11 protein-coding genes and 1 pseudogene are annotated in these 11,779 nt (G+C 61.6%); 7 read left to right on the top strand and 5 right to left on the bottom strand.

All coding sequences use genetic code 11. The features are described from left to right. Positions 1–30: 30 nt before the first annotated feature. On the bottom strand, positions 31–1,221 hold the full coding sequence (locus ACVMB1_RS20120; protein WP_456849115.1) for a YadA-like family protein: 1,191 nt from the start codon (positions 1,219–1,221) through the stop codon (positions 31–33). On the opposite strand from ACVMB1_RS20120, the gene ACVMB1_RS20125 reads away from it, so the two are divergent. Next, a complete protein-coding gene (locus ACVMB1_RS20125; RefSeq protein ID WP_456849117.1) occupies positions 1,204–2,478 on the top strand; it encodes a hypothetical protein in 1,275 nt (424 codons plus the stop codon). The genes ACVMB1_RS20120 and ACVMB1_RS20125 overlap by 18 nt on opposite strands. Positions 2,479–2,537: 59 nt before the next feature. Here the strand turns inward: ACVMB1_RS20125 and ACVMB1_RS20130 are convergent, their stop codons facing one another. The 3 genes from ACVMB1_RS20130 to ACVMB1_RS20140 form a co-directional block, all read right to left on the bottom strand. Further along, positions 2,538–3,317: an enoyl-CoA hydratase/isomerase family protein gene (locus ACVMB1_RS20130; RefSeq protein ID WP_456849119.1), complete on the bottom strand. Its 780-nt coding sequence runs from the start codon at positions 3,315–3,317 to the stop codon at positions 2,538–2,540. A gap of 80 nt (positions 3,318–3,397) precedes the next feature. Beyond that, a complete protein-coding gene (locus tag ACVMB1_RS20135) occupies positions 3,398–5,497 on the bottom strand; it encodes a molybdopterin oxidoreductase family protein (protein ID WP_456849121.1) in 2,100 nt (699 codons plus the stop codon). 125 nt (positions 5,498–5,622) lie between these two features. Beyond that, positions 5,623–6,693: an extracellular solute-binding protein gene (locus ACVMB1_RS20140; protein WP_456849123.1), complete on the bottom strand. Its 1,071-nt coding sequence runs from the start codon at positions 6,691–6,693 to the stop codon at positions 5,623–5,625. A 202-nt stretch (positions 6,694–6,895) separates the two neighbouring features. On the opposite strand from ACVMB1_RS20140, the gene ACVMB1_RS20145 reads away from it, so the two are divergent. From ACVMB1_RS20145 to ACVMB1_RS20155, 3 genes are all read left to right on the top strand, one after another. Beyond that, a complete protein-coding gene (locus ACVMB1_RS20145; protein WP_456849913.1) occupies positions 6,896–7,816 on the top strand; it encodes a tripartite tricarboxylate transporter substrate binding protein in 921 nt (306 codons plus the stop codon). A 38-nt stretch (positions 7,817–7,854) separates the two neighbouring features. After that, complete coding sequence (locus tag ACVMB1_RS20150; protein WP_456849915.1) at positions 7,855–8,565, top strand: molybdate ABC transporter substrate-binding protein; 711 nt, start codon at positions 7,855–7,857, stop codon at positions 8,563–8,565. Positions 8,566–9,157: 592 nt separating this feature from the next. Then, positions 9,158–9,355: a hypothetical protein gene (locus tag ACVMB1_RS20155; RefSeq protein ID WP_456849125.1), complete on the top strand. Its 198-nt coding sequence runs from the start codon at positions 9,158–9,160 to the stop codon at positions 9,353–9,355. Positions 9,356–9,554: 199 nt separating this feature from the next. Here the strand turns inward: ACVMB1_RS20155 and ACVMB1_RS20160 are convergent. Then, a pseudogene (locus ACVMB1_RS20160) lies at positions 9,555–9,825 on the bottom strand (ATP-binding protein); the annotation flags it as partial. 506 nt (positions 9,826–10,331) lie between these two features. On the opposite strand from ACVMB1_RS20160, the gene ACVMB1_RS20165 reads away from it, so the two are divergent. The 3 genes from ACVMB1_RS20165 to ACVMB1_RS20175 all read left to right on the top strand — a co-directional run bounded on the left by ACVMB1_RS20165 (position 10,332) and on the right by ACVMB1_RS20175 (position 10,901). After that, positions 10,332–10,469: a hypothetical protein gene (locus ACVMB1_RS20165; protein WP_310885762.1), complete on the top strand. Its 138-nt coding sequence runs from the start codon at positions 10,332–10,334 to the stop codon at positions 10,467–10,469. 7 nt (positions 10,470–10,476) lie between these two features. After that, positions 10,477–10,647, top strand: a complete 171-nt coding sequence (locus ACVMB1_RS20170; RefSeq protein ID WP_456849127.1) for a hypothetical protein — start codon at positions 10,477–10,479, stop codon at positions 10,645–10,647. A gap of 104 nt (positions 10,648–10,751) precedes the next feature. After that, a complete protein-coding gene (locus ACVMB1_RS20175) occupies positions 10,752–10,901 on the top strand; it encodes a hypothetical protein (protein ID WP_456849129.1) in 150 nt (49 codons plus the stop codon). Positions 10,902–11,779 lie beyond the last annotated feature (878 nt).

The raw sequence follows: 11,779 nt of genomic DNA on the forward strand, positions 1-11,779 counted from the left end.
TCAAGCGACAATGGCGCTGCGCGGAGGAAGTCAGAATCTGACGCCGATTGAACCGGAGGCTCCAACGTCGCCCGTGTCCGGCGTGTAGGACACACTTGCCTTGAGGCGCACCGCATCGCTCGCGCGGTAGGCAAGGCCTCCCGCCAACGAGACCGAGTGCCGGAACGTGCCGACCGCGATTGCTACGGAGCGGTCGCCTTTGGCCTCATCCGAGAAGGCGAGTCCCGCCGCCGCCATCGCTGCCGAACCAGCCGCTCGCGCGCGCCGGTCCACCGCCGCCACCTTTCGATCTGTATACATCCGGTCTTCAATGCCCAGCGCGGCGAGACCATCATTCAGTTGCTTCAGGTTGGTCGCATCGTTCGCCGCAGTACCCGCGGCCACATTGTGCAGCGCTACAGCGCCGGGAGAGCCGCCCTGCAGAGTTACCGAATTCAGGCGATGACCGTCTGCTGCGACGTCATATCGAATGCTGTTCACAGACGCAGCATTCAAGGCAGAGGCGACGTCATGATAGGTGCTCCCGAGGATCGTATACGAGGGCTGCGACACGGTTCCGTCGGAATTGACGTGCGAGCCCCCGCCAAGCCAGGTCGCGACCGAATCGGCCGACCGGTACAGCTGCTGCCCCGTGAGCGCATCAGACGATTGCGCTGAGACGATGCCATTTGTGATGCCCGTCAAGGTCCGACGGCCGTCGCTGCCGGTCAGATCGACACCCGTCTTGGCAGCTATGGTCACGGCCGCTGTTGGGTCCCTCTGCCGGACCAGCCCGACCGCGCCGCTTCCGATGTCGTTGATCATGGAGGAGCTCATCGTGGCAATCTGCTGCTCGATCGCTTCGAGCGCGCCGCCGACATTGGTGGAGGGCATTCCATTCACGAGTGTCGAAAAGTGAGTAACCTGCCCGGTCGTGGGGTCAAAGATGGCCCCTCCTCCGAAGGTCGAAGCTGTCGATCTGCCGAGATTATCATTATTGGACATGACAATGTCCTTCGGGCTTGGAGGTTGGATCACCGGCTGCGGCGTCGACACCGGCTGCGGGGCCGGGATCGATTGTGCAGTCGCGGGTGGGGCCGGCACCGGCACCGGCTTCTGTTCGGCGCAGTCCAGTTCGCCGCCCATCGCCTTCCACTGCTGCCTGAGCTGGTCTGTGCAGCCGCCGGGCGGCCGAAATTTCTGCACTACCGGTGTTACCACGCCGTGTTGGACCTGCGCCATTGCCGCTGCAGAAATTTCTTCGAGCCACCAACGTGGGCTCGCAATGAAGGCTGCCCTGTCACAGCTGAAGCACTGGGAGAAGACTATGCAACCGCTCTCAACAGAACCAAGAATATTCTGCTGCCTGCCTTCGACAGCTGGCGTTCGGGCGGATTGACCGACATGGTCCCGGCGTCTCCCGTGCCTGGCACTTTTGATTGGCTTGTCGGCGTTTTCAAAGCCAACCACCGATGGCGTGAAATCGATTTCAAGACCCGACGCTTATACGACCAAGGCCTGGCGCTATTCGCCAACCACGAATTGAACGACGGTAGCCGCGCGGGCTCGAAACAGATTGCTGATTTTTCCAAAGCATTTGTCGATGCGGTTTATGCAAATCTGCTCGTCGTTCAATACAAGGACGCGGATGGAAACATCGTCAAGCGCGAGCGTCGGCGTTTCGCAAACGCTGCCATGACCGCATGCAGGCGCGCCTGGTTCGTTGGTCAGCGCGCCCAGGAAACGAAAGTGCCAGCCATCAACCCATTCTCGCGGATGGGCTTAAAATCGCGGGCCCCTGGTCAGGCCGTGCGAGAGACGCCTACCGCGACCTGGGAAGAGCTTGTCGCCTTCAGGCAAGCCGCAAAGAGACTGGGGTACCACTCGATCGCAACTGCTGCATTGCTGACCTGGGAGTGGCTGCAGCGCGAGGAACATATATTCGGAGTCTTCGAAATCGAGCACTATCGACCGAAAGAACGCCCCAACAGCGTGAGAATTGTGCACCCAAAGAATGGCGAAGAAGCCTGGTGGCCTTTGGTCGACGAGAACAGTGTGCAGCTCTTCCCCGAGTTGATGGCGGAGCTTGATGCTCTCAAAGTCTCAGTCGCTTCAGGACTGGCGTTTCGCCGTGATCATGCTCATCGCAGATCGCCTACTCCTCTCCCGTGGATCACCGAGCGCAAGGATCTGCGCTACCTTCGGCATGTCGTTAAAAAGATAATCATAGCAGCGGGACTTCGGAACGAGCTCTCATTTACGTCCTTTCGCCACGGCGGCTTCACCGAAGGCGCAGACAGCGATCTTACGGACGCTGAACTGCGTGCTGCCGGCCGCCATCGCTCGAGACTACAACTACCCACCTACGCCAAACGCACGCGGAAGCAATTGATCGTGGCCGCCAAGAAGCGCCGCGAGGAGCGAACCAGAACGACCCTCTTGTCAGAAGGCGTGCTCGCTCCTCATTCTTCAATCGTTTCGAGCAATCGACGCGCTTGATTTTCAAAATTCAAGCCGGCGTGCGATTCCGAGAAGGAAAACCCTCGATTGGGTTTCCGCTAACGCCCGGTCCATGTCGGCTTGCGTTTCTCGCCGAATGCCTTGAGGCCTTCCTTGGCGTCCTCGGTCATGGCGAGCAGCGCAATCTGGCTTTCGGTGTAGGCGATGCTCTCGTCGAACGACATCGAGGCGATCGCCCGCATCGCGTATTTGCCGCGGCGGATCGCCGTCGGCGACTTGTCGACGATGCGGCCGATCAACCACTCGACCTTGGCGTCGAGCTCGGCCGCCGGCACGACGTAGTTGAGCAGGCCCGCCGCCTGGGCAGCCTTGGCGTCGAACGGCTCGCCGGTCAGCGCCCATTCGTTGATGAGGCGCGGCGGCGCAATCGATTGCAGCAGGCTCAGCACCTGCATCGGAAACACGCCGACCTTCACCTCGGGCAGACCGAAGATCACGCCATCGGCGGCCACCGCCATGTCGGTCATGCACAGCAAGCCCATGCCGCCAGCCATGCAGACGCCGCCGACCCGCGCGATCGCGGGCTTGGTCGAATTCTGCGACAGCCGCAGCAAATCGGCGTAGTCGACATTGGGACGAGCAAAATCCATCGAGAACGCCGCGCCGCTGTTCTGCAGATCGGCACCGGCGCAGAACGCCTTGTCGCCCGCCCCCGTCAGCACGATGACGCGCACATCCTTGTCGTCATGCGCGTCGCGATAGCCCTTGGCGATGCCCGCGATCACACCGGCGTTGAGCGCGTTGCGCTTGTCCGGGCGGTTGATGGTGATCCAGAACGCCTGCCCGCGCTTTTCGAGAAGAACGCTGTTGTCGGTCATGTTTCCTGCCTGTTTTCTTGGCCCGTGTGCCGGTGTCAGCCGACATTTGCGGCAGGATCGGCGCCGACTGCAAGCAGGATTTATGCGGCCACCGATACCTTCCGGATCCAGACCTTGTTGTCGTGGAACGCGGCCCCGCCGAGCGGTGCGACGGCCTCCGCCCCGGTCAGCATGTTGATGCCGCGCCCGCCGATATGGGACTTGTTCGGATGGATCGACTCGGCGATCAGCACGCCGCGGCGAACGCCGTCGAACAGTTTTGCGGTCAATGTGGTCTCGCCGCGCATGTTGCCGAGCGTCACCGCGTCGCCATCGGCGATCAAGAGCGTCGCCGCATCGTCGGGATGAATCATCACGGTCGGCGCGCCCTCGCGGGCTTGCGACGACGGCGTTTCGTTGAAGCTGGTGTTCAGGAAGCTGCGCGAGGGTGACGTCGCGAGCCGGAACGGATGCTGTGCGTCCGCCTCCTCGATGATGGCCCAGTGGTCGGGCAGCGAGGGCATCTTGTCCCACGCCCCCATCAGCCCGCCGGTGCCGACGGGCACCTTGCCCCAATCGACCTTGAAATGGAACTTCTTGTCGGCATGGGCAAAGCCGTCAAGATAATGCGAGGTGCGGAAATCAGGTTGCAGGTCGCGCCAAATGTCGGCCTCCAGGGCCTCGATCGTGCCGTGCCCGCTCTTCTTCAGCGTCGCATCGATCAGCTGGCGCGGCGTCATGTCGAAGCCGGGATGCACGGCGTTGAGCCGGCGGCCGAGCCCCTGCATCACCTCGTGATTGGAACGGCACTCGCCGGGCGGATCGATCAGCTTCGGGCCGACCGAGATGTGCTGATGACCGCCGCCGTAATAGAGGTCGTCGTGCTCCATGAACATCGTCGCCGGCAGCACGATATCGGCCATCTGCGCCGTCTCGGTCATGAACTGCTCGTGCACCGCGACGAACAGATCCTCGCGGGCAAAGCCCTGGCGCACCAGCGCCTGCTCGGGCGCGACCGTCATCGGATTGGTGTTCTGGATCAGCATCGCCTTGACCGGCCCGCCGCCGCGGAGCGCCTCGGCATCGCCGGTCAGGATGCGGCCGATCTTGGACTGATCGAGCACCCGCGTCGAGGGATCGATCGCGTCGTGGCCTTCGATGATCGACTCGTCGAAACGCCAGATTGCGGCATTGTTGAAGAACGCGCCGCCGCCCTCATATTGCCAGGCGCCAGTGACCGCAGGGATGCACGAGGCAGCGTGCATCTGGGCGGCACCGTTGCGGCTGCGGGTGAAGCCGTAGCCAAGACGGAAGAACGAGCGCTTGGTCTGTCCGACCAGCCGCGCGAACGCCTCGATCTCCTCGACTGGCACGCCCGAGATCGCTGAGGCCCATTCCGGCGTGCGGGTCTTCAGATGCGCTTCCAGCTCGTCGGGGCAATCGGTATAGCGCGCGAGATATTCGCGATCGGCAAATCCCTCGCGGAACAGCACGTGCATCACGGCGCAGGCAAACGCGCCATCGGTGCCCGGCCGCAGCAGGATCTTGATGTCGGCCTGCTTCATGGTCTCGTTGTTGTAGACGTCGACCGCCGCGATCTTCGCGCCGCGCTCCTTCCGCGCGCGCGATGCATGCGTCATTACATTGACCTGGGTGTTCACCGGATTGGTGCCCCAGATCACGACGAGGTCCGAGACGCCCATCTCGCGGGGATCGACACCGGCGATCTTGCCGGTCCCGGCCGCAAAGCCGATACGCGCGATGGTTGCGCAGATCGTGCCGTAGAAGCGCGAATACTTCTTCACATGCGACAGCCGGTTGAGGCCGTCGCGCATCACGAGCCCCATAGTGCCGGCGTAGTAATAGGGCCAGATCGACTCGGCGCCGAATTCCCGCTCGGCCGCATCGAACCGCGCCGCGATCTCGTCCAGCGCCTCATCCCAGGAGATCCGCGCGAACTGGCCGGAGCCCTTCGGCCCGGTCCGGCGCAGCGGGACCATCAGCCGCTCGGCATGATGAATCCGCTCGGCATAACGCGCGACCTTGGCGCAGACCACGCCGGCGGTGTAGGTCTGCTGTTTGGAGCCCCTGACGCGGCCGATCGAGCGTCCCTCGATCACCTCGACGTCGAGCGCACATGCCGACGGGCAGTCGTGCGGACAGGTGGAATGGCGGATATCGACCTTGGCATGCTGGTTCATGGCCAAATTGGTAACATCAAATATCCCCCGCGCCGAGGGGCATTATTGACCCAGCCAGCGCGAAATCTGCTCACGTGCCATGCGGCAGGCGCCGGGACGGGCAGCTATTGGCCTGAGCCGTCCCATCAGACGCGGAAGATGCGGGTGTAGTGCGATTTGATCGATTCCCCTTCCCGCTCCACCGCCACCGGATCGTCCTTCATCGTCTTGATGTCCTTTAGCGGCCTGCGTCCAGCCTTCTCCTTGGCCTGTGCATGGACGGATCTGAGGCCGCCGATCTCGACATTGAGCTGCTGGCCCTCACGCCCGAGCGCGAAGGACTGGAACAGCCTGGCGGCATTCGGATGCGGAGCGTCCTTGAAGATCCCGTTCGGGCCGACAATGATCGGCGACCCCTCGGTGGCATAGACCGGCTCGACCGGGCGGCCGGCCTCCTTCATCTGAAAGATGTTGTATTCGTTGCCGTCGGCCATCACAGCACGCTCGCCGAGATCGAGCTTCTTGGGTGGATCCGTCGAGGATTGCACCTGCATGATGTTCTGCTTGGCGAGTTGCTCGAAAAAGCTCCAGCCGAGATCGCGCTGCATCTGATAGGTCGCGGTCATGATGGTGCCGCTATAGCCGGGATGCGCCTTCACGATTTTGCCCTTCCATTTCGGATCGAGCAGATCGGCAAAGCTCTTCGGCGCCTCCTCGGCCTTCACGAGATTGGTGTTGTAGGCAATGATCGAAAGCCAGACCCGGAAGCTTGCGAATTGCCCGTCCGCGTCGCGATGCTCCTCGGGGTAGTATTTTGCGACCTCCTCCGGAACATAGGGCGCGAGAATACCGTCGCGCTTCCACACGATGAAATGCGCGGCGTCGGACGAGTTGACGACGTCGACGGCATGAATGTTGCTGGAATATTCCTGGCCGACCCGCTGGAACACGCGCTCCGCGCCGGTGCGTTCGACGCGCACCGTGATATCGGGATATTTCGCTTCGAACGCCCTCGCCAGCTTCTCCGCGACCGGCAGATCGGTGGAGGTGTAATAGACGACCTGTCCCTCTTTCTTCGCTGCCTCGATTAGCGTCGGCGTCACCGGTTCCGCCGGTGGCGCGGCGGCCGTCACGCGCGTTGAAAGGGCGGCCCCGGTGAGCACGGCGCCCGAGCCCTTCAGCATGTCGCGGCGCGATAGCCCAGGATGTTTCCTCATATGATTCCCCGCACGCGATGGCGAAGTTGTACACCGTCCTCCCGCTCTTATTCCAATGCGCGAAAACGGAGTCTGTCGTCGACAGAGGCTTCAGGTTGCAGCTAGACTTCTGATCAAGAAACAAGACTAAAGTTGGGGGATTCAGTCAATGGCAAGCCTGCGATACGCCTTGGTGTTTGTCGCGGCGTTGCTGACCGTGTCCATGTCAGGCTCATATGCTGACGCCGAAGACTATCCCGCGCGGCCGGTCAGGATCATCGTTCCCTTCGGTCCCGGCGGTCCGGCCGACGTCGTCGCGCGACAGATCGGCGGCATCTTGCAGGAAAGCCTCGGCCAGCCCTTCGTGGTGGAGAACCGCACCGGCGCCGGCGGCGTGATCGGCACCCTCGAGGTCGCCAAGGCGCCGGCCGACGGCTACACCCTCCTGATGATGTCGAACACCCAGACCGCGAACGAATCGCTGGTGCCGCAGCGCAAATATGCGCTGATGCGCGACCTGACGCCGATCGCGTCGTTGAATACCTCGGATCTCGTGATCGTGGTCCACCCCGCCGTGCAGGCAAAGACCTTGCAGGAGTTCATCGCCCTCGCAAAGGCGCAGCCCGGACGGCTGAACTATGCCTCGTCAGGTCAGGGCACGCCGTATCACATGGCGGGCGAGCTGTTCAAAGCCATGGCCGGCATCGACGTCGTGCACGTGCCCTACCGCAACAGCGGCGAAGCCCGCGGCGGCGTCATCGGCGGCCAGGTCCAGATGATGATCGATGCCGTTCCGGCGATGGCGCCGAATGTCGCCGAAAACCGGGTGCGCGCACTCGCAACGACCGGCAAGATTCGTTCGACGGTGCTGCCCAACGTTCCGACGGTGACCGAGGCGGGCGTGTCCGGCTATGAGGCAACGATCTGGCTCGGCCTGATGGCCCCGGCGGACACGCCGACGCCGATCATCGACAAGCTCAACGCGGCAGTGAACGCCGCAATCAAGCGGCCAGAGGTCGAGAAGCTCTGGGCCGCGCAGGGCGCGGTGCCGATGACCATGACGCCGGAGGCGTTCGACGCATTCCTGCGCGCCGATATCGTGAAGTGGACAGACGTCGTCAAAAGGCTGGACAAGGCCCAGTAAGCGCGCAACGGCAGACCGCGAGCGAAGGAACAGTGCGCATGAAGACGTTGAGCATCCTGAGCGGCGGGGCGGCGCAGGGCCTGGTGCGCAGCCTCGCGCCAGCATTTGAAGCTGAGACCGGGCTCAGCATTGCCGGCGATTTTGGCGCGGTCGGCGCCATGGCCGACAGATTGCGCGCCGGCGTACCGACCGACATCGTCATCCTGACCGCCGCTCTGATCGCGAAGCTGGCTGACGAAGGGCTGGTTTTGCGCAGCTCGATCACGGACATCGGCCGGGTTGAAACCGCCCTCGCCGTCCGGGCCGGCGATCCGTCGGTCACCGCCGACGACGCGGCCAGCCTGCGCGCGGCATTGCTCGCGGCGGACGCGATCTTCGTGCCCGATACGAAGGTGTCGACGGCCGGAATTCATGTCGCCAAGGTGCTCGCGCAGCTCGACATCGCTGATGTCGTCGCGGACCGCCTCAAGATCTTTCCAAACGGTGCGACGGCCATGCGACATCTGGCCGAATCCGGAGATCGGCGGCCGATCGGTTGTACGCAATCGACCGAGATCATCAGCACCAAGGGCATCGTGCTGTCGGGCAGCCTGCCGCCGGAGTGCGGGCTCGCGACGATGTATACGGCGGCCATTCCGACACAGGCATCGTCGGCATCGCAGGCGCAACGCCTGATCGCATTGCTGACGTCGCCGGAAACATCTGCGCTACGCAGCCAGACTGGCTTTGTTTCTGGCCTGACGTCGTAGATGAGACCAGACCACCTAAAGTGCGATGAAATATGTTCAACCGTTATCGCTAGGTCGACAGAATGCATCAGCACGATGCATCGCTTATGGATGCATAAGAGGACCTGCAAATTCGCTGCAATCACATTCTTGAGAAGAATTGCGTCGTCGACATCCAGAGGTAATTGTCGTGTCGTTGCCAACCTGGTTCTCGGTCGGAAGCGATCCAAGGGAAGAGATTGCTGAATTGACGAACGTCAATCTTGTCGATCCCCAGCGCGAAGTTCGTGATCGTGTGCTGCACAGGCACGGACGCGTTCGGCGCGAACACGAACTGATCCTGCCCCGTGCCTGCCCGTGAGCGCTCCGCTCTTGCTGAAGCGCCACATGAAAGCAGTCTGCGGGTCACCCTGCACGCTGCTCGCGTTGATACAGTAGTCATTGGTTGCAGAGCGATGGCCAACGAATCCCAGATGGATCCTATCTGCGGCCGCCGCAGCGGACCCATGTGCAACGGTCGCCGCAGCCCCCACAACAAGAGCGCGAAGCCGCAACGACCACTGTCCGGTCATCGGCCTCAAGTACGGATGCAGCCGATTGGATTCGACTAACCATGATTAAAGACCAAAACCAACGGGCGCCGACGGCTGCGGAGCGCGAAGCAAACAAAGCATTCAAAACTGTCAGGCCGACGGAAGCCATGACGGATTACGCCAAAGCGCAAAAAGCGATCCACGATAATCGAGAGCGCCTAAAAGCCGAACGGCTGGCGCGGGAGGCCGAAGCGACCAACTGCACCAAAGGAGGTTGAGCGTCCCATGTGGACGATCACGGACGACCAAAGTTTGTGGCGGGTGATATGGCCCTGCACTTTCGCCGAGTCGATACTGAACTGGAGATATGGATCGCAAGCAGCGGCGACTGTTCATTCGTCATCAGCAACGAGAGTGTCAAACGCCATCCGGAACTGCCCCCCTTTGCGTCATGAAGAACTGCCCCCACCGTCTGGATTATGATCTTGGTTGAAGGTTGTTTCCGACGTTAATGGGCCGGAGGGAGGCGGAGCCGACCGGAGCCGTCACCGTCGGGCGGCGGCTTGATGAGGCCGCTCTTGCGCTTGGCGCGGAGACGATAGCTGTCGCCGCGGATCGTCAGCACGTGGCTGTGGTGCAGGAGCCGATCGAGGTTGGCGGTGGCGACCACGGGATCGGCGAACACGGTGCCCCATTCGGCAACGCTGCGGTTCGACGTGATCAGCATGGCGCCGGTTTCGTAGCGGCGGCAAGGACGACGCGATCGGTGGGCTAGGAACATGGCCGCGTCTCCGGAGTTGCCATTGGCGTGAATAAATAAGGGAGGGAAGCGAGATGGGACGAGGCGTTTTGCTTTGGCTTTTGGGCGTGCCAATTCCTGTGATCATCCTGCTGTGGTTGTTTTTTGGGCACTGACTACGGCGTAATTGCCGAGCGACGTACACCAACGCAGTCTGCCGGTGCAGCTAATTAGGATCCATTTCGGGCGGCACGTCGAGCGATCGAATGATCGAGCCCTGCCTTTCAAGGCCGTGCAATTAAATCAAGATCGGATAGGCACATCCCGTCGTGCTATCGCTGCGCCTAGCCGGACATTGTGGGAGCGCCGATAATCTTTGCAGAGAACAATGTGCGAGTTGCGCCTGTTTGTCGCATTTTGCCGAGCGTGATTTTGATCGAATCGTCCTTCATACGCGTGATTTCACTGCTCGCTGCGCCCCGCGATCCCGCAAGCGTTAGCGCAAGGATGGCAGCTTGGCGCACAAGACGTCGGTCAAACCCATCATTGCACTCGCACCGGCGATGCGGGCCAATAAGATTTCAGCCATCGCCTATCCATCAAAACATGGCGGCTGGAAGAGCGGGAGCTTCTGCATGCCTCCGCCGCAGTAATTGGAAGATGAACCATGGCACCCACGCCGGCTGCGCGTATTTTAAACTTGGCAGTGTTGTCGTATTTCATGCCAATGCCATGCCGATCAACCGAAAGCTGCTGGAAATCCCGCCCGAGGTCGCCCACCGGTTCGCCGCGGACATGAAGGGTTATCACGCAGAACAGGACAACATCTAACGCGATCGGGTCGCGGTCGGCACGAGGCATATGCTGCTGGGGCAGATGCCGTGGGGCACCAAGCTGCGGGTTGACCGAGGTCAAGGATTATTTGAGTTGATGCGATGAAAACTGTCTGGATCTACACGGACACGGCCAAGACAATCGGCGACGAGGACCACATCAAGGTCTTCGCTTCGATCGAGGCCGCCGAGAAATGGTTCGAGGAAAACGCCCCCGAGGGCGTGGCATTTGAGTACGCTGTCCTGGAGTGAAAATGGCAAAGGCCTTGCTGCTCTCATTGCAATTGCCGCATTGGCTGATAATCGCAGGGGCCGCGCTGATAGCGGTCGGCCTGATTGGCCTTGTGATTAGCCGCCGGCGCCGGACCAATGTCCAGGACGAAGCAACCACAGAGCCAAGTTCCGAGCCACGCCCCCAACTGTCACCGCTGCCGGATCTTCTTAACTCACGACCACGAAAGGATCGGCGTGAGATCTAAGGGTCGCGCGAGCGAAAAAGATGGAGGTGTGGCAGGATCACTGGCTTGTAGCTAGCCACCGTCGGCGCATAGTCAACAAATGATCGAGCAGCGACCAGCTTTCATGGCTTGCAAAAATCCCGGCCCCGGCTGGAGGATCGACATTCTGTGGCCCGATGGCGAAACGGAAGTCATCAAGGGTTTTACGACTGAGCACGACGCCGCGAAGTGGATTTCAGAGCACTCGAAGACGTGGCAAGAAATCCCTGACCAACCGCGCTAGAGCGGTTCGCTGGCGTCCACTCATCGCGACGTCTAGCGGCTTCTCAGCGTGCGACGGCCCCGATTGATCGAGGCACGCCCTGACGTCCGTCATTTCGCGTCGCCGCTTTGGCTTCAAAAGAGCGGACCCTGCTTTTGCGTCGGAATGAAGCCTCGTCCGCGTCGGTAGAGGTTTCTCGCTCGGACCTCCCTCCCCTATTGAGCAAGCCGGCGTTCGCGGGCTCGGCGGCGCATCCGTCCACGGATCGCGACCTTAACGTTAAACCGAAAAACGATGAGCGCGCCCGGCGTGGCAGTCTCTGAGATATTTCATTCTCTCTTCGTCAAAAGCCAATTTCAAAGTTCAGCGATTTGAATCGATGATCCTGGAATTCGGTATCGTGACCACGA

It is taken from the genome of Bradyrhizobium sp. USDA 4504, from assembly GCF_054063995.1.

Excerpts from the sequence above, each read along its gene's own strand:
- ACVMB1_RS20175 (WP_456849129.1), top strand. The coding sequence starts at position 10,752 with ATGAAAACTGTCTGGATCTACACGGACACGGCCAAGACAATCGGCGAC.
- ACVMB1_RS20130 (WP_456849119.1), bottom strand. The coding sequence starts at position 3,317 with ATGACCGACAACAGCGTTCTTCTCGAAAAGCGCGGGCAGGCGTTCTGG.
- ACVMB1_RS20120 (WP_456849115.1), bottom strand. The coding sequence starts at position 1,221 with ATGGCGCAGGTCCAACACGGCGTGGTAACACCGGTAGTGCAGAAATTT.
- ACVMB1_RS20135 (WP_456849121.1), bottom strand. The coding sequence starts at position 5,497 with ATGAACCAGCATGCCAAGGTCGATATCCGCCATTCCACCTGTCCGCAC.
- ACVMB1_RS20155 (WP_456849125.1), top strand. The coding sequence starts at position 9,158 with ATGATTAAAGACCAAAACCAACGGGCGCCGACGGCTGCGGAGCGCGAA.
- ACVMB1_RS20150 (WP_456849915.1), top strand. The coding sequence starts at position 7,855 with ATGAAGACGTTGAGCATCCTGAGCGGCGGGGCGGCGCAGGGCCTGGTG.
- ACVMB1_RS20170 (WP_456849127.1), top strand. The coding sequence starts at position 10,477 with ATGAACCATGGCACCCACGCCGGCTGCGCGTATTTTAAACTTGGCAGT.
- ACVMB1_RS20145 (WP_456849913.1), top strand. The coding sequence starts at position 6,896 with ATGTCAGGCTCATATGCTGACGCCGAAGACTATCCCGCGCGGCCGGTC.
- ACVMB1_RS20140 (WP_456849123.1), bottom strand. The coding sequence starts at position 6,693 with ATGAGGAAACATCCTGGGCTATCGCGCCGCGACATGCTGAAGGGCTCG.